We start from the raw sequence: 21587 nt of genomic DNA on the forward strand, positions 1-21587 counted from the left end.
GGTGCACGTCCGGGTCAGGGGTTCGGCCAGACCCGGGCGGTCCTCAGGGACCGGTGCTGACCAGCGCGAACGACTCCCCCGGCAGGCGCACGGTGACGCCGCCCGCCAGGTCGGTCCCGGGCGCGCCCCAGGTCAGCAGCACCTCCTCGGCCGTCCCGCCCAGCGGGACGGTGACCTCCTCGGCGCCGAAGTTGCACGCCAGCCGCAGAGCGCCGCGGTGCAGCACGAGCCACGAGCTGTCCGGCGCGGCCTGCACCACCAGCCCGGCCAGCCGCGGGTCGGCCAGCTCCGGGCGTTCACGACGCAAGCGGATCAAGGTCTGGTACAGCTCGAGCATGTCGCGGTGGCCTTCGCGGCCGGGTTCGGCCCAGTCGAGCCGGGAGCGGGCGACGGTGGCCGGGTCCATCGGGTCCGGCACGTCGGCCTCGCCCCAGCCGTGCCGGCCGAACTCGCGCCGCCGACCCGTGCGCACCGCCTCGGCCAGCACCGGGTCCGGGAACGAGGCGAAGAACTGCCACGGCGTGCTCGCGGCCCACTCCTCGCCCATGAACACCATCGGCGTGTACGGCGAGCAGAACACCACCGCCGCGCCGCAGGCCAGCTTGCCCGGCGAGACCGTGGCCGAAAGCCGGTCGCCGGTCGCGCGGTTGCCGATCTGGTCGTGGTTCTGCAGGTACGCGAGGAACCGGTGACCGGGCGCCTTCCGCGTGTCGAGGGGGCGCCCGTGCGTCCGCCCGCGGAACGAGGACCAGGTGCCGTTGTGGAAGAACACCTCGCGCAACGTCTTCGGGAGCGCGCCCGGCGCGGCGAAGTCGGTGTAGTACCCGGTGGTCTCGCCGGTGAGCCGGACGTGCAGCGCGTGGTGCAGGTCGTCGGACCACTGCGCGCCCAGCCCGTAGCCGCCGCCGTCTCGCGTGGTGACGAGTTTCGGGTCGTTCTGGTCGGACTCCGCGATCAGCGTGAGCGGCCGCCGCAACGCCGTCGACAGCTCCTCGACCTCGGCCGCCAGCTCCTCCAAAAGGTGCGTCGCGCGCTTGTCGACCAGGGCGTGCACGGCGTCGAGGCGCAGGCCGTCGGCGTGGAAGTCGCGCAGCCAGCCGAGCGCGTTGTCGAGCACGTACCGGCGGACCTCGTCGGAGCCCGGCCCGTCGAGGTTCAATCCGGCGCCCCAGTCGGTGGCCCCGGCGAAGTACGGGCCGAACCGGTCGAGGTAGGCGCCGGACGGGCCGAGGTGGTTGTAGACCGCGTCGAGCAGCACGGCCAGCCCGCGCGCGTGGCACGCGTCGACGAAGCGCTTCAGCCCGTCCGGCCCGCCGTACGGCTCGTGCACCGCGCCCCACAGCACGCCGTCGTAGCCCCAGCCCGCGGTGCCGTCGAAGGAGTTCACCGGCAGCAGCTCGACGTGCGTGATGCCGAGGTCCACGAGGTGGCCCAGCCGCTCGATGGCCGAGTCGAACGTGCCGCCTTCGGTGAACGTGCCGAGGTGCAGCTCGTAGACGACGCCGCCGGGCAGCTGCCGTCCGGTCCACCCGCTGTCGGTCCACGCGAACGCCGAGTGGTCGTACACGCGGGAGGCTTCGTGGACACCGTGGGGCTGACGCAGCGAACGCGGGTCCGGCAGGGGCTTTTCGTCGTCGCCGAGCAGGAACGCGTAGTCGGTGCCGGTGACGTCGGCCTGCCACCAGCCGCCGGTGGCCGCGGTCATGGCGTGGTCCGTGCCGTCGACCCGGACCCGCACGCGCTCGGCCTCGGGCGCCCACACCGTGAACATCAGGAATCCCCTCGTACCAGCAAAGCCACCGGGTAGCGGTCGAACAGCGACGCCGCGGCCGGCCGGTCGCCGACGGTGCGGCCGGTCAGCACGTCGGTCCAGACACCCTCGGTCAGCGGCAGCACGGTGTCGCGCCAGCCGCCGCCGCGCGCCAGCCCGACCGGCAGCCGGGTGACGGCCACGGCCAGGTCCTCGCCGCGCTGGAACGCCAGCAGGTGCTCGGCGGCGGCGCCCTCGGCGTGCAGCGGCCGGTAACCGGTGAACAGCTCGGGCCGCTCGCGCCGCAGCGTCAGCGTCTTGCGCACCACGAGCAGCTTGGCCGCGCCGGTCTCGTCGACCTCCGGCTGTTCACCCGCCAGCACGCGGGCGAGGATCTCGCGGCGCACGCCGTAGTCCACCTCGCGCCGGTTGTCCGGGTCCACCAAGGAAAAGTCCCACAACTCGGTGCCCTGGTAGACGTCCGGGACGCCGGGGCCGGCCAGCTGGACCAGCTTCTGCCCGAGCGAGTTCACCCAGCCCGGCCCGCGCACGCGCTCGACGAACGCCTCGACGTCGGCGGCCAGCTCGGCGTCGCCCAGCACCTGCCCGGGCCAGGCGGCGACGGCCCGTTCGAACGGCTCGTCGTGGTCGGTCCAGGTGGTGCGGAGCTTCGACTCCTTGGCGGCCTTGTCCAGGTAGTCCCGCAGCCGCTCGGCGCTGATCGGCCACGCTCCGACGAGCGTCTGCCAGGCCAGCAGGTTCAGCGCGGGCTCGTCGATCGGCCGGCGCGCGGTCCACCGCCGGACCGCGGCGGCGAACTCGTCCGGCACCTCCGAGAGCACGGCCAGCCGCGCCCGGGTGTCCTCGGAGCGCTTGGTGTCGTGGGTGGTCAGCGTGGTCATCGTCGCCGGGTACGCCGCGGCGCGGTTCTCCGCCAGCCCGTGGAAGTCCGCGACGCCGAGGCCGAACCGGTCCGGGTTGCCGCCGACCTCGTTCAGCGCGGCGAACCGGGTGAACCGGTAGAAGGTGGTGTCCTCGGTGCCCTTGGCCACGACCATGCCCGAGGTCTGCTGGATCCGGGTGGCCAGCTCGCCCTCGGGCTCGCCGCGCACCTGGGTGTCCAGCGCGTCGAGCGCCGCGCCGAGGTCCGGCCGACGGCTCCGCGCCAGCTCGAGCGCCGCGGCCCAGTTTTCGCCGCCCTCGGGCAGATACGAGCGGTAGACCGGGAACGCGATCATCACCTCGGCCACCGCGGCCCGCGCGGCTTCGGTCTCCACCCCGGTCAGCAACGCGGCGATCCGGCGCACTTCCGCGACCAGGATCCGGTCGGTGACCAGGCGGCGGGCCTGCTCCTCCACGGCGTGGTAATCGGTCCGGCCGCCCAGCTCGCCGGCCAGCCGGGTGAACGCGGGCGCGGCGGCGGGATCGACGAACACACCCGCGATCTCCCGCAGCGCGTCGTACCCCGTGGTGCCGTCCACCGGCCAGCTCTGCGGCAGCGCTTCGCCGGGGTGCAGGATCTTCTCGACCACCAGCCACGCGCCCGGCGCGCCCTCGCGCAGCCGCGTCATGTAGCCGCCGGGGTCGGCGAGGCCGTCCGGGTGATCCACGCGCAGGCCCTGGACGTCGCCGTCGGCCACCCAGCGCAGCACCTCGCCGTGGGTCTCGGCGAACACCTCGGGCTTCTCGACGCTGACCGCCGCCAGATTCGTGATGTCGAAGAACCGCCGGTAGTTCAGCTCCGCGTTGCCCCGGCGCCAGCCCACCAGCTCGTAGTGCTGACGGTCGTGGACTTCCTGCGGGCTGCCGCCATCGGTGCCGGGCGCGATCGGGAAGCGGTGGTCGTAGTAGACGAGTTCGTCGCCTTCCACGGCCAAATCCGCGACGGCGTCGTCGTCACCGAGGACCGGCAGCAGCAGCCGGCCACGGCTCCAGTCGATGTCGAAGTACCCGGCGTACGCGGATTCACGGCCGTTGCGCAGCACGTCCCACCACCACGCGTTGGTCTTCGGCACCTCCACGGCCATGTGGTTCGGCACGATGTCGACGACCAGCCCGAGCCCGGCTTCCTTCAGCCGTGCCGACAACGCTTTCCGGGCCTCTTCGCCGCCCAGCTCGGGCCGCGCGCGGGTCGGGTCGACCACGTCGTAACCGTGGGTGGAGCCGGGAGTCGCGTCGAGCACCGGCGAGGTGTACAGCGCGCCGACGCCGAGGTCGCGTAAGTAATCGACCAGTTCGGCGGCATCGGTGAAAGTCAGCTCCGGGCGCAGCTGCACCCGGTACGTCGAGGACGGCTTGGTCACGCGCCCACCTCACTGAACACGGCTGCAGCGGATGACGCTTTCCCCTCACTGAGTGCAGTGAAAGCGTCATCCGCTACGTGCTCGCTCCGCGAAGACAGCTTGGTCATACGTCGTCGTCCTCCCCCGCGGTCCGCTGCAGCACGACCAGCGAGCGCGCGGCCAGGTTCAGCTTGCCGCCGCCGGGCACCAGCTCGCCGTCGGCGTGCCCGACCTCGCCGGTCGCGGTGTCCACCACCACGGTCCACTCGCGGCCGTAGCCGTTGCCCGGCAAGGTCATCGCGATGTCCTCGTAGTGCGCGTTGAACGCCAGCAGGAACGAGTCGTCGACCACGCGCATGCCGCGCGGGTCCAGGTCCGGGATGCCCTCGCCGTTGAGGAAGATGACCACGGACTTGCCGAAGCCGTCGTCCCAGTTCTGCTCGGTCATCTCCTCGCCGGCCGGGGTGAACCAGGCGATGTCGCCCAGCTCCTCGCCCTTGCGCAGCGGCTTGCCCTGGAAGAACCGGCGGCGCCGGAACACCGGGTGCGCCCGCCGGAACGCGGTCAGCCCGGCGGTGAACTCCACTAGGCCGGCGTTCTCCGAGGCCAGTTCCCAGTCCATCCAGGACAGTTCGGTGTCCTGGCAGTAGGCGTTGTTGTTGCCCTGCTGGGTGCGGCCGAACTCGTCGCCGTGCAGCAGCATCGGCACGCCCTGGGAGAGCAGGTTGGTGGCGAGCAGGTTGCGGCGCTGGCGGGCCCGCAGCGCGAGCACCTCGGGATCGTCGGTCGGGCCCTCGACCCCGCAGTTCCACGAGCGGTTGTCGTCGGCGCCGTCGCGGTTGTCCTCGCCGTTCGCCTCGTTGTGCTTTTCGTTGTAGGACACCAGGTCCGCCAGCGTGAAGCCGTCGTGCGCGGTGACGAAGTTGATCGACGCGAACGGGCGGCGGCCGTCGTCCTGGTACAGGTCCGAGGAGCCGGTGATGCGGGAGGCGAACTCGCCGAGGGTCGCCTGCTCGCCGCGCCAGAAGTCGCGCACGGTGTCGCGGAACTGCCCGTTCCACTCCGTCCACAGCGGCGGGAAGTTGCCGACTTGATAGCCGCCGGGGCCGACGTCCCACGGCTCCGCGATCAGCTTCACCTGGCTGACGATCGGGTCCTGCTGCACCAGGTCGAAGAACGTGGACAGCCGGTCGACGTCGTAGAACTCGCGGGCCAGCGCCGAGGCGAGGTCGAACCGGAACCCGTCCACGTGCATCTCGGTCACCCAGTACCGCAGCGAGTCCATGATCAGCTGCAAGGTGTGCGGGTTGCGCACGTTCAGCGAGTTCCCGGTGCCGGTGTAGTCCATGTAGTACTGCGGGTCGTCCTCGACCAGCCGGTAGTAGGCCTCGTTGTCGATGCCGCGCATGGACAGCGTCGGGCCCAGGTGGTTGCCCTCGGCGGTGTGGTTGTAGACGACGTCGAGGATCACCTCGATGCCCGCCTCGTGCAGCGCGCGGACCATGCCCTTGAACTCCTGGACCTGGCCGCCCTGCCCGGGCATCGCCGCGTAGCCGTCGTGCGGGGCGAAGTAGCCGATGGTGTTGTAGCCCCAGTAGTTGCGCAGGCCCTTCTGGTCCAGCCCGTGGTCGGTGACGAACTGGTGCACCGGCATCAGCTCGACCGCGGTCACGCCCAGCTTCTTCAGGTGCTCCACCACCGCCGGGTGCGCCAGCCCCGCGTACGTGCCGCGCAGCCGCTCCGGCACGAACGGGTGCGTCATGGTCATGCCCTTGACGTGCGCCTCGTAGATCACCGTCTCGTGGTACGGCGTGCGCGGCGCCCGGTCGTTCGCCCAGTCGAAGAACGGGCTGACCACCAGCGAGTACGGCACGTGGCCGGCGGAGTCGTCGTCGTTGCGCTGCTCCGGGTCGTCGAAGCGGTAGCCGAACAGCGCCTCGGTCCAGTCGACGCCGCGGGAAAGCGCCTTGGCGTACGGGTCGATCAGCAGCTTGGTCGGGTTGCAGCGCAGGCCGCGCTCCGGGTCGTACGGGCCGTGCACGCGGAACCCGTAGCGCTGGCCGGGGCCGATGCCGAGCAGGTAGCCGTGGTGGACGAAGCCGTCCACCTCCTCCAGCCGGGCGCGCGTCTCGGTGCCGTCGTCGTCGAACAGGCACAGGTCGACGTGCTCGGCCACCTCGGAGAACAACGCGAAGTTGGTCCCCACCCCGTCGTAGGTCGCGCCGAGGGGATAGGACGTTCCGGGCCAGGGCCGCACAGGGCTCTCCTTGGGTGACTTCGATTCCGACGACAGGGACTGGGTTCGGCGATCCCGCTAGGGCAGCGGCCGGGCGGCCTTCAACGGGGCCACGGCCGCGTGCACCCGGGGATCGGCGAAGAACCCGTCGACGGTGACGGGCAAGGGAATCCGCCAGTTAGGGTACTGGTCGACGGTGCCGGGCAGGTTGGGCTGGCGCAGCTGGCCCACCACGTCCGCGGGCGAGGTCAGGACCAGCCGCGACGCCGCCGAGGCCAGCAGGGTGTGCAATGCCACCACGAGGTCGTCGCCGGAGATCCCTTCCCGCGCAACGAGTTCCAGCAACGCAGCGCGTTCGGCCGCTGCCTCCGCGTACTCGTCGGCCGCCGGCCGGTCGAGCAGGCCCAGCTCGGCGCGCACCCGCACGTGCTCGGCCGCCAGCCAGCCGGCGACCGTGGGCAGGTCGTGCGTGGAAATGCTGGCCATCGCCTCGGGGTCCCACTCCGCCGGACGGACGAACGGCTGTCCGGGCGCGTCCCAATCACGCTGGAACCACAGCACGGCGGAGCTGAGCAGCCCGCGCGCCTGCATGGTTTCGGTGACGGTGTCTTCCACGGTGCCCAGATCCTCGCCGACTACGACGGCGCCCGCGCGGTGAGCCTCCAGCGCGAGCACGCCTAGCATCGCTTCGGCGTCGTAGTGCACGTACGTGCCGCGGCCGGCGGGCTCGCCCGGCGGGATCCACCAGAGCCGCCAGAGCCCGGCGATGTGGTCGACGCGGATGCCGTCGGCGTGCTGGAGCACCCCGCGGACGACGTCGCGGAACGGCGCGTAGCCGGCCTCGGCCAGCCGGTCCGGGCGCCACGGCGGCAGGTTCCAGTCCTGGCCCTGCTGGTTGAACGCGTCCGGCGGCGCGCCGACGCGGACCTTCGCCGCGAAGACGTCACGCAACGCCCAGGTGTCCGCGCCGCCGGGGTGGACGCCGACGGGCAGGTCGTGCACCACGCCGACCGGCATCCCGGCCTCACGCGCGGCACGGCGGACGTCGTCGAGCTGCTCGTGGCAGAGCTGCTGCAGCCAGCCGTGGAACTCGACGCGCGAGGCCAGCTCCTCGCGGGCCGCGGCGACCGCGGGGCTCGACGGGTCGCGCAGCGGCTCCGGCCACTCGCGCCAGTCGGCGCCGTGGACCTCGGCGAGCGCGCCGAACGTCGCGAAGTCCCGCAGGTCGCCGTCCAGCTCGACCGGGCGCGGATGGTGCGGGCGGAGCAGTTCGAGGGCGCTGTTCTTGGCCGTCCAGACCGCGTCGTAGTCGATCAGCTCGGCCTCGCCGGCGGGCGCGAGGGCCAGCACCTTGGCGCGGGTGTCCTCGTCGGCGTTCGCGAAGGCCTCGGTCGCGGTGACGCGCAGGTAGATCGGGTTGGCGAAGCGGCGGCTGGACGGCGAGTACGGCGAGCGCTCGACCGGGTGCGCCGGGCTGAACGCCTGCACCGGGTTGACCAGCAGCACCCCGGCGTCCAGTTCGGCGGCCGACCGCGCGGCGACGGTCTTGAGGTCGCCGAAATCGCCCATCCCCCACGACTCCCCGGAGTGCAGCGAGTAGAGCTGGAGCATCCAGCCCCAGGCCGGCGGCACGTCGGGCAGCTTCGCCGGGACGACGGCGAGCGGCACGCGCTGGTCGGCCGTGACCACGTGGTGCCAGCCGAGCGGCAGGTCGGCGGGCAGCGAGGTGCCGACGTCGCGGGTGGTGCCGTCCTCCAGCTCGACCGTGGCGGCCCGGCCGAGGTCCCGTTCCTGCCCCTCGCGGACGACCAGCGTCGGCGGCAGGGCGGTGGTGTCCCGGCTTTCGCGGACCGCGGTCAGCGCGGCGGCGACGGCTTCGGGGGTACTGGCGTCGACGTCGAACTGCGCGAGCACGGCGACGACGACTTCGGCCTCCACCTGGACCTCGACCTGATCGGAATTCTCGTAATGGGTGGCCACGCCGTAGGCGGCGGCCAGCTCGGCCAGCTCGGGCGGGACGGCGTTCTCGGGCGCCTCGTCGGCGGCGGGGCTCTGCACCGGTCCAGTCTCTCGGGCGGTGCGGCGGCGCGCCAATCGCCCCGCCGGGCGGCACCCGAATGCCGGAAAGCCACTGAAAAAGCAACAGCGGTAACCGGCCAGTCGGGGGGCGTGCCGGCCGGTTACCGCCACACCACCACAGAGGGCGGGGCGCGAGCGAAATGACGGCTGAACCGTGACTTCACTCGTTCAGGTGAACCAGGCGGTTCAGGGGTTGCGGAGTCAGCCGTTGAGCGGTCCCGGATGCAGGTACGGCTCCGGCGGGATCACCGAGCTGTGCGCCCACGCCCGGAAGAACCCCGACAGGTCCTGTCCGGCGTCGTGGGCGGCGAGTCGTTCGAAGCCGGGCCAGGATGCGTTGCCGTAGCGGTGGGCGGCGGTCCAGTGCTGGAGCAGGCCGAAGAACTTGGCGTCGCCGATGGTGCGGCGCAGCGCGTGGAGCATCAGCGCGCCGCGGTCGTACAGCGCGTAGTCGAGCGGACGGTCCTTGCCCGGGTCGTAGATCGGCACCGCCCAGTACGCCGCGTCGCCGACGTGGCTCGCGACGATCTCGCGGTAGGACTTGTCGAGGTCCGCGCCGTTCTCGGCTTCGTCCCAGAGCTGGCCGGTGTACTGGGCGAAGCACTCGGCGATACATCCGTCACGCCAGTCCGAAAAGGACACTGAATCGCCGAACCACTGGTGGGCCAGCTCGTGCACCGCGGAGGCGTCGAAAAACGCGCCGTCGTAGGTCGGGCGGGTCTGCGTCTCCAGCGCGAGACTGCCCTCGGTCGCCTCCGGCGCCACGACGATCGAGCCGGTGGAGTCGAACGGGTACGGGCCGAACGTCTTCGTCAGGAACGCCATGATCTTCGGCACCAGCGCCTCGGAGTCCGGCAGGTAGGTGGTGTTCTGGCCGTACGCGTTGATCACCGGCGTGCCGTCGGCCAGCTTCGAGGCGTGCACGGTGAACTTGTCGATCGCCATCGTCGTCGCGTACGAGACGATCGGGTGATCTTCGTTCCACCGGAACGTTTTCAGCCCGTCGCGCTCCGACGTCGGCCCGGGCAGGCCGTTGCCGATCACCGTCCACTCGGCGGGCACGGTCGCCTCCAGGTGCAGCGCCGCCTTGTCCGACGGGTGGTCGTTCAGCGGGAACCACGCGGTGGCCGAGTGCGGCTCGCCGGTGACGTCGACGCCGCCGCCCTGCAGCTTGTGCCAGCTCGCCCCCGCCGGCTTGCCGGAGTAGCCGACGCGTACCGCGAACACACTCCCCCGCCGGACGCGCGACGCCGGCGTGATCACCAGCTCGTGCGCACCCGTCCGCGCGACCTCCCGCGCCGGCACCCCGTTCACCGTGACCGAGCTGACGGTGAAACCCTCCAGATCGAGGTTGAAGCGGTCGAGATCCTGCTTCGCCGCCGCTTGCACTGTCGTGTCGCCGGTGAACGAATCCGGCTTCGCGGGGTCGTAGAAGACCTTCACGTCGTAACGCGAGACGTCGTAGCCGCCATTGCCGTCCTGCGGGAAATACGGGTCGCCGACGCCGTCCGAGCCAATCGCGGACGGCGACGCCAGCCCGAGAGCGGCCGCGCTGCCGACGACCAGGGCCAGCGCGACGGCCTTGTGCCACAACGGGTTCACTGCTTCTCGGGTCGAGCCGACGGCCGCATATACACTCTTGAACACCGCGCCAGACTCGCAGAAATCCGGCGGGCACCGGTCAGGAAGTTGTCAAGATCCGGTGATCCTCTCGCGACCGAGCTTGCCGGCCAGCCGGCCGAGCCAGGCCTCGACTTCGGCGGGCTCTCGGTCGGGCAATCCGAAGATCGTCTCGGTCACGCCGGCGGCTTCCAGCCGGGCCAGCAGGCCGGGATCCGGCCGCGGTCCCAGCGCGGCCACCTCGGGCTCGCCCTCGCGGCCCTCCTCCTGCCAGATCCGCCGCAGCAGCGCGACGTTCTCCTCGATGTCCAATTCGGACGGAGTGGTGAGCCAGCCGTCGGCCGAGCGCGCGATCCAGCGGAACGTCTTCTCCGTGCCGCCCGCGCCGACGAGCACCGGTATCCGTGGCTGCACCGGCTTCGGCCAGGCCCAGCTGGGGCCGAACTCGACGAACTCGCCGGAGTAGCTGGCCTCGTCGGAAGTCCACAACTCGCGCATCGCTTCGAGGTACTCGCGCAGCGCGGTGCGGCGCTTCTTGCCCGGCACGCCGTGGTCGGCCAGCTCGTCGGTGTTCCAGCCGAAGCCGACGCCGAGCGTCACCCGGCCGCCCGAGAGGTGATCGAGGCTCGCGACGGTCTTGGCCAGCGTGATCGGATCGCTCTCCACCGGCAGCGCGACGGCGGTGGCGAGCCGGATCCGCGTGGTCACCGAGGCCGCGGTGGCGAGCGCGACCCACGGGTCCAGCGTGCGCAGGTACCGGTCGTCCGGCAGGGTTTCGTCCCCGGTGCGCGGGTGGGGCGCCGAGCGCCGCACCGGGATGTGCGTGTGCTCGGGGACGTAGAAGGCGTCGAAGCCCGCGTCCTCCGCTGCCCGCGCCGCGGCCGCCGGGGTGATGCCCCGGTCGCTGGTGAAGAGCACGATCCCGTATTTCACACCTCCGCACATTATTAGAACGTGTTTCAGTTTGCAACGGCCGCCGGTGCCCGCGATGATCGGCCGGTACCAGTCACGGGGTTCGGCGGGAGGCAGCCGTGGACGCGATCAGCCGGGCGCTGGCGCTCGCGGGTTCGATGGCGTGGGAGATCCTCTGGGCGCTGATCCTCGGCTTCGCCCTCTCCGCGACGGTGCAGGCGGTGGTGCGCAAGTCGACGATCGTGCGGCTGATGGGCGACAACCGCCCGCGCACCCTGGCCACCGCGACCGCGCTGGGCGCCGCTTCGTCCTCGTGCTCCTACGCCGCCGTCGCGCTCGCGCGGTCGCTCTTCCGCAAGGGCGCGGACTTCACCGCGGCCATGGCGTTCGAGATCGGCTCGACGAACCTGGTGGCCGAACTGGGCATCATCCTCGCGCTGCTGCTCGGCTGGCAGTTCACCCTGGCCGAGTTCGTCGGCGGCCCGCTGATGATCGTGCTGCTGGCGCTGCTGTTCCGCTTGTTCGTCCGCACCCGGCTGGTGTCGCGGGCGCGCGAACAGGCAGACAAGGGCGTCGCCGGTTCGATGGAGGGCCACGCGGCGATGGACATGTCCGTCGGCGGCGAGGGCTCGTTCCTGCGCCGGCTCACTTCCCCGGACGGCTTCACCGCCGTGGCGCACGTTTTCGTGATGGAGTGGGCCGCCGTGCTGCGCGACATCGTGATCGGGCTGCTGATCGCCGGCGCGGTCGGCGCGTGGGTGCCGGACTCGTGGTGGCAGGCGCTGTTCTTCGACGGCCACCCGCTGGCTTCGGCGCTGTGGGGCCCGCTGATCGGGCCGGTGGTGGCGATCCTGTCGTTCGTCTGCTCGATCGGGAACGTGCCGCTGGCCGCCGTGCTGTGGAACGGCGGCATCAGCTTCGGCGGCGTGGTCGCGTTCCTCTTCGCCGATCTGCTGATCCTGCCGATCTTGAACATCTACCGGAAGTATTACGGTCTGCGGGTGATGTTCGTGCTGCTCGGCACTTTCTACGCGGCGATGGCGGGCGCGGGCTACCTCGTCGAGCTGCTGTTCGGCGCCGCCGGGCTGGTCCCCTCCCAGCGCTCCGCGCGCTTCGGCGAAGACGGGATTTCCTGGAACTACACCACCTGGCTGGACCTGGCCTTTCTCGTGCTCGCGGCGGTGCTCGTGGTCCGCTTCACCCGCACCGGCGGCCTCCCGATGCTGCGGATGATGAACGGCTCACCGGACCACCCGCACCGTTAGCCGATTATTCCGGCAAAACCGGTGCTTGACGCGGGGGTGGGTCGGGTACTCAACTGTAGGTGCGATCACCGGCCCGATCCGTCCCGAGGAGGGGTCATGCTGCCCTATCGAGACCGCAGCGCGCTGCGGAAGATCGAAGAAGAGCTGGCCGCGAGCGATCCCGCGTTCGTGGCCGCGTTGAGCCAGGGCGTGCCTCCGACGCGCTCACGACTATGGCTGACCACGCTCGTGCTGGCCGACGCCACCGTCGTGCTGATGGTCGTCTTCGGCCTGCTCACCGGCAGCACCGGCCTGTTCTTGTGGGGCTTCGCCGCCATCCCCGCGCTCGTCTGGGTCCACCACGATCTGCTCAAGCGCAAGCGGGAACGGCAGTCCGGGGAGGCGCTGAACCGCTCGGCCGACTAGCCGGGACGGTCTTACTTGCCCGCCGCGGCCCGCTCCAGCAGCGGGGTGATCCGGTACGGCACCATCTCGCGCATCACGAGCGCGTTGTTCGTCCGCTCCACGCCCGGGATCTCGAGCATCTGCCCGGCGATCCGGTACAGGTCGTCGGCGTCGGTCGCGACCACGTGCACCAGCAGATCGGACGGGCCGGTCAGCCCGTGCACCCGCAGCACCTCGGGCACCGCGGCCAGTGACCGGCCGACCTCGTCCAGCAGCCGCTGCACGACCTGCACAGTGACGAACGCGGTGAGCGGGTAGCCCAGCGCCGCCGGGTCGATCCGGTGCTCGGCCGAGCGCAGCGCCTCGCCCTGCTCCAGCCGCGCGAGCCGGCTCTGCACGGTGTTGCGGGAAAGGCCGAGCTCGTCGGCGAGCGCGACGGCGGTGGCGCGGGGCGCGCGCCCCAGGGCGAGCAGGATGCGGGCGTCGGTGGCGTCGAGCCGCTGGGCACTGGGCATGCTGCGCAATCCTTTCCGCGCCCGGAGGCGCCGGTCTGGGCGTTCTGCTCAATGAGCCACGCTTCAGTTGTGCAGCCTAACCAGCTCTGCTGGACTGGCTGACACGTTCCGCCCAAGAGAGGTCCACGAAGCCGTGAGCAGCCCCGCCCCCGAGCGCACCAGCGAGACCGGCACCGAGATCCTGCGCGAGGTGCAGGACCGGGTGCTCTGGCTCTCCACCGCGATCATCGACCACGCCAACCGGGTGCGCCCCAACCCGACCGGCCTCAAGGTCGGCGGGCACCAGGCGTCCAGTGCCTCGATGGTGTCGATCATGACCGCGCTGTGGTTCGCCCGGCTGCGCGCCGAGGACCGCGTTTCGGTGAAGCCGCACGCCTCCCCCGTGCTCCACGCGATCAACTACCTGCTGGGCGACCTCGACGAGCGCTACCTGACGTCGTTGCGCGAGTTCGGCGGGCTCCAGAGCTACCCGTCGCGCTCGAAGGACCCGGACCGGGTCGACTACTCCACCGGCTCGGTCGGCATCGGCGCCACCGCGCCGTTGTGGGGCGCGATGGCCCGCCGTTACGTCGAGGCCAGCACCGGCGGCGCGGGCACCGGCCGCCAGTACTCGCTCGTCGGCGACGCCGAATTGGACGAGGGCGCCGTCTGGGAGGCGGTGCTCGACCCGACCGTCGCCGAGCTGGGCGAGGTCGTGTGGATCGTGGACCTCAACCGTCAGTCGCTCGACCGCGTGGTGCCCAACATCGGCGCGACCCGCCTGCAGGGCATGTTCGACGCGGCCGGCTGGCAGGTGCTGACCGTCAAGTATGGCCGCCTGCTGCAGGACCTGTTCGAGCGCCCGGGCGGCGACGCGCTGCGCCGCCGGATCGACGAGATGGCCAACCCCGAGTACCAGCGGCTGTTGCGCTGCAACCCCGCGCAGCTGCGCGAGCGGCTCGCTTCACCGGAGCTGTCGCCGTTGCTGGACACGCTCGACGACGCCACCCTGCACGCGGCCATCCGCAACCTCGGCGGCCACGACCTGCCGGCGCTGCTGGACTCGTTCGACGCCATCGACGACCGCCGTCCGACGGTGATTTTCGCTTACACCGTCAAGGGTTTCGGCCTGGCCAGCGAGGGCCACCCGCAGAACCACTCCTCACTGCTGACCGCCGAGCAGGTCGGCGAGCTGGCCGCCCGCGTCGGCACCTCGGCCGACGACCCGTGGCGGAAGTTCGAGGACGGCACGGCCGCCGCCCGGCTGTGCGCGGACACCGCCACCCGGCTGCGACGGGAACCCGTTGCGCCGCACCAGGTTCCGCCGATCCCGGCGGACATCGGCCGGACCCCGTCCGGGCGCGCCACCACACAGGCCGCCCTCGGGCGCGCACTGCTGGACCTGACGCGGGAGGCGCCGGAGGCCGCGAAGCTGGTCGTCACGCTGTGCCCGGACGTCTCGTCGAGCACCAACCTCGGCGGCTGGGTCAACAAGGTCGGCGTGTGGTCGCCGCAGGAGCGCGTCGACTGGTTCGCCGACGACCCCGAGACGATCCTGCACTGGCGCGAGCGGCCCACCGGCCAGCACCTGGAGCTCGGCATCGCCGAGACGAACCTGGTGGGCGCGCTGGGCGAGCTGGGCGCCACCTGGTCGCGCTGGGGACGGCCGCTGCTGCCGATCGGCGTGCTCTACGACCCCTTCGTGGAACGCGCGCTGGAGCCGTGGTCGTTCGGCATCTACGCGGGCGGGCAGTCGATCCTGGTCGGCACGCCCTCGGGCGTCACGCTGGCCCCGGAGGGCGGCGCGCACCAGTCCGTGACCACGCCGTCGGTGGGCTTGGAGCAGCCGGGCTGCATCACCTACGAGCCGGCGTTCGCGCTCGACGTGGAGTGGACGCTGCTGGCGTCGCTGGCCCGTCTCGGCCGGCCCGACGGGACCTCGGCGTACCTGCGGCTCTCGACGCGGCCGGTGGAGCAGAGCCTGGCCGCGGTGCCCTCGGACCCGGCGGCCCGCGAACGCCGCCGCCGCCAGGTCGTGGCCGGCGCGTACCCGCTCCGCACCGCCGCGGTGGCGCGCCCGGACGTCACGATCGTGACGATGGGCGCGCTCGTCACGGAGGCGCTGACCGCCGCGGATCGCTTGGACGCGCTGGGCAAACATGCCGACGTGGTCTGCGTGACCAGCCCCGGACTGCTGTTCCGCGCATTGCAGGCCCGCGCCGGGCAGGGCCACGCCGACACCTGGATCCTCGACTCCGCGCTGCCGGCCGAGCGCTCCGCCCCGATGGTCACGGTGCTCGACGGGCACCCGCACACGCTCGCCTTCCTGGCCAACGTGCACCGCGTGCGCGCCGCCCACCTCGGCGTCACGCAGTTCGGCCAGTCCGGCGACCTCGACAGCGTCTACCGCCACCACGGCATCGACGCGGACAGCACGATCCGGGCCGCGCTGGACGTCGCGGACTGAGCCGGTTGAATCGAGGGACTGTCCACAGCGGACGGTCAGGCGCCGATCATGATCAGCGACCGGGCGCCTTGGCCCGCGCGCATCCGGGCGAACGCCTCGGGCACCTCGTCCAGCGTGATCCGGTGCGTCACCAGGGTTTCCAGGTCGAGCGCGCCGGAGCGGACCTCTTCGGCAAGCAGCGGGATGTCGCGGTCCGGGTCCGAAGCGCCGTAGACGGTGCTGGTGAGCGTGCGCGCGAAGTGGAAGATCTCCAGCGGGTTGAACACCACCTCCTGGTCGCGCCGCCCGACGCCGACCACGGTGCAGTGCCCGCCGCGGCGGACCGAGCTCCAGGCCGCGCGGATCGTGGTGGCCGCGCCGACGCATTCGAACGCGTGGTCCGCGCCGCGGCCCTCGGTGAGCCCGCGCACCTGCCGGGCCAGTTTGTCGTTGCTGAGCAAGAAATGCGTGGCCCCGGCGGCGCGCGCCAGCTCCTCCTTCTCGGGCGAGATGTCCACGGCGATGATCGGCGCCGCGCCCGCGACCTTCGCCCCGAGCACCGCGCACAACCCGATGCCGCCCAGACCGAGCACGAGCACGGACTGTCCACTCCGGACCTTCGCGGTGTTGCGCACGGCGCCGACGCCGGTCAGCACCGCGCAGCCCATCAGCGCGGCGAGGTCCAGCGGGACACCGTCCGGCAGTGGCACCACGGACTTGCCGGGCAGCACCGTTTCCTCGGCGAAGCCGCCGACGCCGAGGACCACGTGCAGCTGCTCGCCGCCGATCTCCCCGCGTGGCAGCGTGGTGACGCCTTCGATCGCGGCGCAGAGCCACGGCTCGCCGGCCCGGCAGAACCAGCACTCCCGGCAGGCCGCCGCCCAGTTCAGCACCACGCGGTCCCCCGGCCGGACGTGGGTCACCTCAGCGCCGGTCTCGGCGACGATGCCCGAGGCCTCGTGCCCGGGCACGAACGGGTACTGCGGGCTCAGCGTTCCGTCCACCATGGACAGATCGGAGTGGCAGACGCCCGCCGCGGTGGTCCGCACCCGCACGTCAGCCGGCCCGACCGGCGGCAGCGTGACGTCCAGTACCTCCGGCTCGGCCCCGGGCTCGCGCACGACAACGGCTTTGACCACGGCGTCTTCTCCTTTGCCTGGCGTGGAAAACGACTCAGAGCTGGATGGACTTGACCTCGGTGAACTCGGCCAGCGCGTGGCGGCCCATCTCCCGGCCGACGCCGGACTGCTTGTACCCGCCGAAGGGCGCCAGCGGGTTGTACGCGCCGCCGTTGACGTCGATCTGACCGGTGCGCACGCGCCGGGCGAAGGCCAGCGCGCGGTCCTGGTCGGCCGACCAGACGGCGCCGTGCAGGCCGTAACGCGAGTTGTTCGCGATCCGCAGCGCGTCGGCCTCGTCGTCGAACGGGATGATCGACAGCACCGGGCCGAAGATCTCCTCCTGCGCGATGGTGGCGTCCGGGTCGACGTCCGCGAACACCGTCGGCGCCACGAAGTACCCGGTGTCCAGCCCGGCCGGGGCTTCGGCGCCGCCGGTCACCAGCGTCGCGCCCTCGGCCACGCCCTTGGCGATGAACTCGCGAACCCGCTCGCGCTGCGCGGCCGAGACCATCGGGCCGAGCTTCGTCTTCGGGTCCAGCGGGTCCCCGGGGGTGAAGCCCTCGGCGAACTTCTTCGCCAGCGCCACGGCTTCCTCCTGCTTCGCGCGTGGGACGAGCATCCGCGTCCACGCCGTGCAGGTCTGGCCGCCGTTGAGGAAAGCGTTGGAGACGCCCACTTTCACGGCCATCGCGAGGTCGGCGTCGTCGAGGATCACGTTCGCGGACTTGCCGCCCAGCTCGAGCGTGACCCGCTTGACCGAGCGCGCGGCCAGCTCGGCCACGCGGGTGCCCGCGCGCACGGACCCGGTGAACGACACGACGTCGACCTCCGGGTGCGTCGCCAGCGCCTCACCCACCACCGGGCCGAAGCCGGTGACCAGGTTGACCACGCCGGGCGGGAAACCGGCCTCGTGGATCGCGTCGAACAGCTGGTACGCGCTCAGCGGCGCGACCTCGCTGGGCTTGACCACCACCGTGCAGCCCGCCGCCAGCGCGGGCGCGATCTTGCAGGTGATCTGGTGCAGCGGGTAGTTCCACGGCGTGATCGCGGCGACCACGCCCGCGGCCTCGCGCACGACGAGCGAGTTGCCGGCCCGCTCTTCGGGCTCCTCCTCGGCCAGCAGGTCGACGTACGTCTGCACGTCCGTCTGCGGCAGCGCGGCTTGGATGCGCGTGGCGATGCGCAACGGCGTGCCGACGTCCCGGGCGATGGTCTCGCCGATCTCCGCGGCGCGTTTGACCAGGCCTTCGTGCAGCCGCCGAAGGCATTCCGCCCGCTCGGCCCGGCTGGTCGCGGACCACGCGGGGAAGGCCTCCCGCGCCGCCCGCACCGCGCGATCGGCGTCCTCGGCCGTGCCCTCGGGAATCACCGCGAGCACCTCTTCGGTGGCCGGGTTCTCCACCGCGATCGTGGCCCCGCCCCCGGGCACCCACCCGCCGCCGACGTACAGCACGTTGCGCTCTTCCACCGAGTCTCCTTCGACCGGAACCGCTGGCGAGACGACTCTATAGAAACCGTCCCCGACGTCCCGGGGCGCGAGCGGATCACCGGACCTGATCGTGACCTCGGTCACATTTACCCGCCCGCAGAACCTCCCGCGCCGCCCCGGCGACTTTCCGGATGAGCCCCAGGACACGGGGCCGGCCGATTAACCGTCCGAAGTGGACATCGACTAAGGGGAGAAGTCATGACGCTGTCACGCAAGCAGGGATTCCTGATGTCCGGAGTGGCCGCGGCGGTGCTGCTGACCGCGGGCACGATCGGCCTCACCACCGCGTCGGCGGACCCGGCGCAGAACACGGGGAGCAACCAGAACATGGCTCAGCACAGTCAGACCGCGGCCCAGCCGCCGAAGGGCGCCCGCGCGGTCGTCCAGGTCAGCCCGAACCCGACCACCGAGCGCGGCCAGGAGGTCACCATCACCGGCAACTGCGGCGGCGGCACCGGCCTCAAGGCCGTGGTCGGCGGCTCGTTCGAGCGCCCGTCGCTGGTGAACGTCAAGATCCTCAAGAGCGACGCGGACGGCTTCCTCGCCAAGGCCAACGTCGCGCCGAACATCGGCAACGGCGTCGGCCCGGTCCTGGTGGACTGCGGCGGCGAGGCCGGCGTGACCCTGCTCGTCACGCACGTCTGAGGGAGCGAATCGGGGCCGGCCGGGTGCGCACCCGGCCGGCCCCGCTCTCACTCCGATGGCGGCTTTCGTCCCTGTCCGCGCGCTGTCAGGCCACTGTGAGGTTGCTGTGCATCCGCTTTTCCATGATGCCCCGCGGCCCGAACCGTGCTGATCTGGACAGGTGACGATCAACGTTTCCCGGGTGGCGCTCGCGGTCTCGACCGCGGCGATGCTGGTTCTGGCGGGTGGGGCCTCGGTCAACCCGGCCGACGAGGCGACCGCGCTCGCCGCCGGCAACCCGGTGCCGACCCCCGGGGCCGGCGACGTCACGCAACCCTCCTCCGCCACCACCTCCCCGACGCTCACCGCGACGCCCGCGGTGGGCGCGTTGTTCTCCGGCGGCAGCCACTTCTGCTCGGCGAGCGTGGTGCACAGCCCGGCCGGCGACCTCGTCCTCACGGCCGCGCACTGCCTCAGCGGCGGCACCGACGGCCTGACCTTCGTGCCCGGCTACCACGACGGCGTCTCGCCGTACGGCAGCTGGACGGTGACCGCCGAAGCGGTCCCGGCGGGCTGGACAGCGTCGTCCGACCAGGACCTCGACTTCGCGTTCCTCACCGTCACGCAGCCCGGCAACCCCGAGTCGCTGGAGAGCCTCACCGGCGCGAACCAGCTCGGCGTCAGCGAGGGCTTCGTCAACCGGATCACCCTCACGGGCTACCCCGACACCACCGACGCCCCGGTGGTCTGCGCGAACACGACCACGCAGGCGGACGTCTACCAGGAGCGCGTCGCCTGCCCCGGGTTCCCGGACGGCACCAGCGGCGGCCCCTGGGTCACCGCCGCCGACCCGGCGACCGGGCTCGGCACCGTCGTCGGCGTGATCGGCGGTTACGAGCAGGGCGGCGACACCCCGGACGTCTCGTACAGCGCCTACTTCGACGACGACATCCAGCAGCTGTACAACTCCGCGGTGAGCTGAGCCCGGGCGCGGATTTGACCTGGAGTGCACTCCAGTTCCTAGCCTGGTTCCCATGACCGTGACCCCGCAGCACAAGATCGGCTCCGGCTTCGGCCCGGGCAGCACCGCCACCGAAGTCCTCACCGGCATCGACCTCACGGGCAAGCTCGCGATCGTCACCGGCGGCTACTCCGGGATCGGCATCGAGACCACCCGGGCCCTGACCGCGGCCGGCGCGCACGTCGTCGTCCCCGCCCGTCGCCCGGACGTCGCCGCGGAAGCGCTCAAGGACGTCGACGGCGCCGAAACCGCCACCCTCGACCTCGGCGACCTGGAGAGCGTCCGCGCCTTCGCCGACGATTTCCTGGCCTCCGGCCGCGGCATCGACCTGATCATCGACAGCGCGGCCGTGATGGCCTGCCCCGAGACCCGGGTCGGCCCGGGCTGGGAAGCCCAGTTCGCCACCAACCACCTCGGCCACTTCGCGTTGGTCAACCGCCTCTGGCCCGCGGTCCGCCCGGGCGCGCGCATCGTCGCCGTCTCCTCCCGCGGCCACCACCGCTCCGACCTGCACTGGGACGACCTGCACTTCACCCAGCGCCCGTACGACAAGTGGGAGGCGTACGGCCAGGCCAAAACCGCGAACGTCCTCTTCGCGGTCGGACTCGACGCTCTGGCCCGCGAGAGCGGCGTACGCGCCTTCGCCCTGCACCCCGGCGGCATCATGACGCCGCTGCAGCGCCACCTTGGGCGCGAGGAGATGATCGAGCGCGGCTGGATCGACGAGAACGGCAAGCTCCTCGTCGCGTTCAAGACCCCGGAACAGGGCGCGGCGACCCAGGTGTGGGCGGCCACTTCACCCCAGCTGGACGGGCTCGGCGGCCTGTACTGCGAAGACTGCGACATCGCGGAACTCACCGATGCTGACGCGGACACCGGCGTCCGCGCCTACGCCGTCGACCCCGCCCAGGCCGCGCGGCTGTGGGCCCTGTCCGCGGAACTGACCGGGGTGAACGCCTTCGCCGATCGCTGAGAACGCGTCAGCTGGTCGGCGGAGTCGTCACCTGGTGCAGCGACAGGTCCTGGCCGGCGGCGGAGTCCGCGGTCCAGGCGCCGGAGTCCGCAGTCCAGGTCTGGCCGGCGAAGCTGACCTTGTCGATGCCCAGCGGGATCGAGCGGGCGACCAGCCAGCTGCTGAACGCCCAGCCCTGCGCGGCCGGGTGGGGGCCGCTGAGCTTGGCCGTGCCCAGCTCGGTCTCCGCGGTGTTCACCAGGTTCACCGTGGGCAGGCCGACGGTCAGGTTGCGGCAGGTCATCGCCGCCGGGTATTCGCCGGTGAGGGCGGACGCGGCGGCGCGGGCCTCGGGCTCCCACTGGGCGTAGGCATCGGGGGCGCCCGAGCGCTGCACGGACTGCGCGACCTCGGTGATCGGCAGCGTCTGCCAGTTGTCCAGCTTCACGAGCTTCTCGTAGAACGCGGTCGAGGCGTAGACCGGGTCCTGCAGCTGCGCGGGGGTGCCCCAGCCCTGGCTCGGCCGTTGCTGGAACAGGCCGATCGAGTCCCGGTCGCCGCCGGGCAGGTTGCGCAGCTTCGACTCCTGCAGCGCCGTGGCCAGCGCGATCGTCACGGCGTGCCCGGGCAGCCCGCGCTGGACGCCGACGGCCGCGATCGTCGCCGCGTTCCCCATCTGGTCCGGTTGCAGCGTGAACTCCGTGGCCGCGGCGTTGTTCGCGTCCTTCGGCAGCGTGACGGTGCACCCCGGCGTCGTGACGCCCTTCTGGTTCAGCACGACCACCACCACGACGACGGCCGCGAGGACCACCACGACGGCCGCGATCGCCGCCCGCACGCCGCACCCGCGCACCCGGAACTCCCACCCGTCGATCTCACCTGACCGGAGCAAGTCTGCCGGGCACCCCGGTA

The 21587-nt window shown here is 71.9% G+C and carries 16 protein-coding genes; 6 read left to right on the top strand and 10 right to left on the bottom strand.

The features are described from left to right. Positions 1-43: 43 nt before the first annotated feature. The 6 genes from treZ to OG371_RS43700 form a co-directional block, all read right to left on the bottom strand. Entirely contained in the window at positions 44-1774 is a 1731-nt protein-coding gene (gene treZ, locus OG371_RS43675) for a malto-oligosyltrehalose trehalohydrolase (protein ID WP_329073419.1), read from the bottom strand. Then, positions 1771-4053, bottom strand: coding sequence for a malto-oligosyltrehalose synthase (gene treY, locus OG371_RS43680; protein ID WP_329063043.1), 2283 nt, complete (start codon positions 4051-4053; stop codon positions 1771-1773). Before treY ends, treZ begins: the two co-directional genes overlap by 4 nt. 103 nt (positions 4054-4156) lie before the next feature. Continuing rightward, on the bottom strand, positions 4157-6289 hold the full coding sequence (glgX, locus tag OG371_RS43685) for a glycogen debranching protein GlgX (protein WP_329063044.1): 2133 nt from the start codon (positions 6287-6289) through the stop codon (positions 4157-4159). A gap of 57 nt (positions 6290-6346) precedes the next feature. After that, positions 6347-8326 carry a 4-alpha-glucanotransferase gene (gene malQ, locus OG371_RS43690; RefSeq protein WP_329063045.1) on the bottom strand — a complete coding sequence of 660 codons (1980 nt, stop codon included), beginning with the start codon at positions 8324-8326 and terminating at the stop codon, positions 6347-6349. A gap of 222 nt (positions 8327-8548) precedes the next feature. Further along, the gene (locus OG371_RS43695; protein ID WP_329063047.1) at positions 8549-9994 is read right to left on the bottom strand and encodes a M1 family metallopeptidase; all 1446 of its coding nucleotides are present in this window, start codon (positions 9992-9994) and stop codon (positions 8549-8551) included. Positions 9995-10039: 45 nt separating this feature from the next. Next, positions 10040-10900, bottom strand: coding sequence for an LLM class F420-dependent oxidoreductase (locus OG371_RS43700; protein ID WP_329063049.1), 861 nt, complete (start codon positions 10898-10900; stop codon positions 10040-10042). A 98-nt stretch (positions 10901-10998) separates the two neighbouring features. Here OG371_RS43700 and OG371_RS43705 point away from each other — a divergent pair, with 98 nt between their 5' ends. Both OG371_RS43705 and OG371_RS43710 read left to right on the top strand, forming a co-directional pair. Beyond that, positions 10999-12144 (top strand): permease, encoded by a 1146-nt coding sequence (locus OG371_RS43705; protein ID WP_329063051.1) that lies wholly within the window; start codon positions 10999-11001, stop codon positions 12142-12144. A 96-nt stretch (positions 12145-12240) separates the two neighbouring features. Then, positions 12241-12549: a DUF3040 domain-containing protein gene (locus tag OG371_RS43710; RefSeq protein ID WP_329063053.1), complete on the top strand. Its 309-nt coding sequence runs from the start codon at positions 12241-12243 to the stop codon at positions 12547-12549. Between the two features lie 11 nt (positions 12550-12560). Here OG371_RS43710 and OG371_RS43715 read toward each other — a convergent pair whose 3' ends face one another. Next, the gene (locus OG371_RS43715) at positions 12561-13043 is read right to left on the bottom strand and encodes an Lrp/AsnC family transcriptional regulator (RefSeq protein WP_329063055.1); all 483 of its coding nucleotides are present in this window, start codon (positions 13041-13043) and stop codon (positions 12561-12563) included. Between the two features lie 133 nt (positions 13044-13176). On the opposite strand from OG371_RS43715, the gene OG371_RS43720 reads away from it, so the two are divergent. Continuing rightward, the gene (locus tag OG371_RS43720) at positions 13177-15489 is read left to right on the top strand and encodes a transketolase-like TK C-terminal-containing protein (protein ID WP_329063057.1); all 2313 of its coding nucleotides are present in this window, start codon (positions 13177-13179) and stop codon (positions 15487-15489) included. A 35-nt stretch (positions 15490-15524) separates the two neighbouring features. Here the strand turns inward: OG371_RS43720 and OG371_RS43725 are convergent, their stop codons facing one another. Both OG371_RS43725 and OG371_RS43730 read right to left on the bottom strand, forming a co-directional pair. Next, positions 15525-16607 (bottom strand): alcohol dehydrogenase catalytic domain-containing protein, encoded by a 1083-nt coding sequence (locus tag OG371_RS43725; protein WP_329063059.1) that lies wholly within the window; start codon positions 16605-16607, stop codon positions 15525-15527. Positions 16608-16641: 34 nt separating this feature from the next. Then, positions 16642-18057 (bottom strand): aldehyde dehydrogenase family protein, encoded by a 1416-nt coding sequence (locus OG371_RS43730; protein WP_329063061.1) that lies wholly within the window; start codon positions 18055-18057, stop codon positions 16642-16644. 219 nt (positions 18058-18276) lie between these two features. Here OG371_RS43730 and OG371_RS43735 point away from each other — a divergent pair, with 219 nt between their 5' ends. The 3 genes from OG371_RS43735 to OG371_RS43745 all read left to right on the top strand — a co-directional run bounded on the left by OG371_RS43735 (position 18277) and on the right by OG371_RS43745 (position 20696). Beyond that, on the top strand, positions 18277-18723 hold the full coding sequence (locus OG371_RS43735) for a hypothetical protein (RefSeq protein ID WP_329063062.1): 447 nt from the start codon (positions 18277-18279) through the stop codon (positions 18721-18723). A gap of 208 nt (positions 18724-18931) precedes the next feature. Next, a complete protein-coding gene (locus OG371_RS43740) occupies positions 18932-19684 on the top strand; it encodes a trypsin-like serine peptidase (protein WP_442876213.1) in 753 nt (250 codons plus the stop codon). Between the two features lie 52 nt (positions 19685-19736). Continuing rightward, entirely contained in the window at positions 19737-20696 is a 960-nt protein-coding gene (locus OG371_RS43745; RefSeq protein WP_329063064.1) for an SDR family NAD(P)-dependent oxidoreductase, read from the top strand. A gap of 7 nt (positions 20697-20703) precedes the next feature. On the opposite strand, the gene OG371_RS43750 is transcribed toward OG371_RS43745, so the two are convergent. Next, positions 20704-21567: a hypothetical protein gene (locus OG371_RS43750; RefSeq protein WP_442876051.1), complete on the bottom strand. Its 864-nt coding sequence runs from the start codon at positions 21565-21567 to the stop codon at positions 20704-20706. Positions 21568-21587: the final 20 nt, after the last annotated feature.

The sequence above is a fragment of the Amycolatopsis sp. NBC_01480 genome (assembly GCF_036227205.1).
In the GTDB taxonomy this organism is placed as follows: Bacteria; Actinomycetota; Actinomycetes; order Mycobacteriales; family Pseudonocardiaceae; genus Amycolatopsis.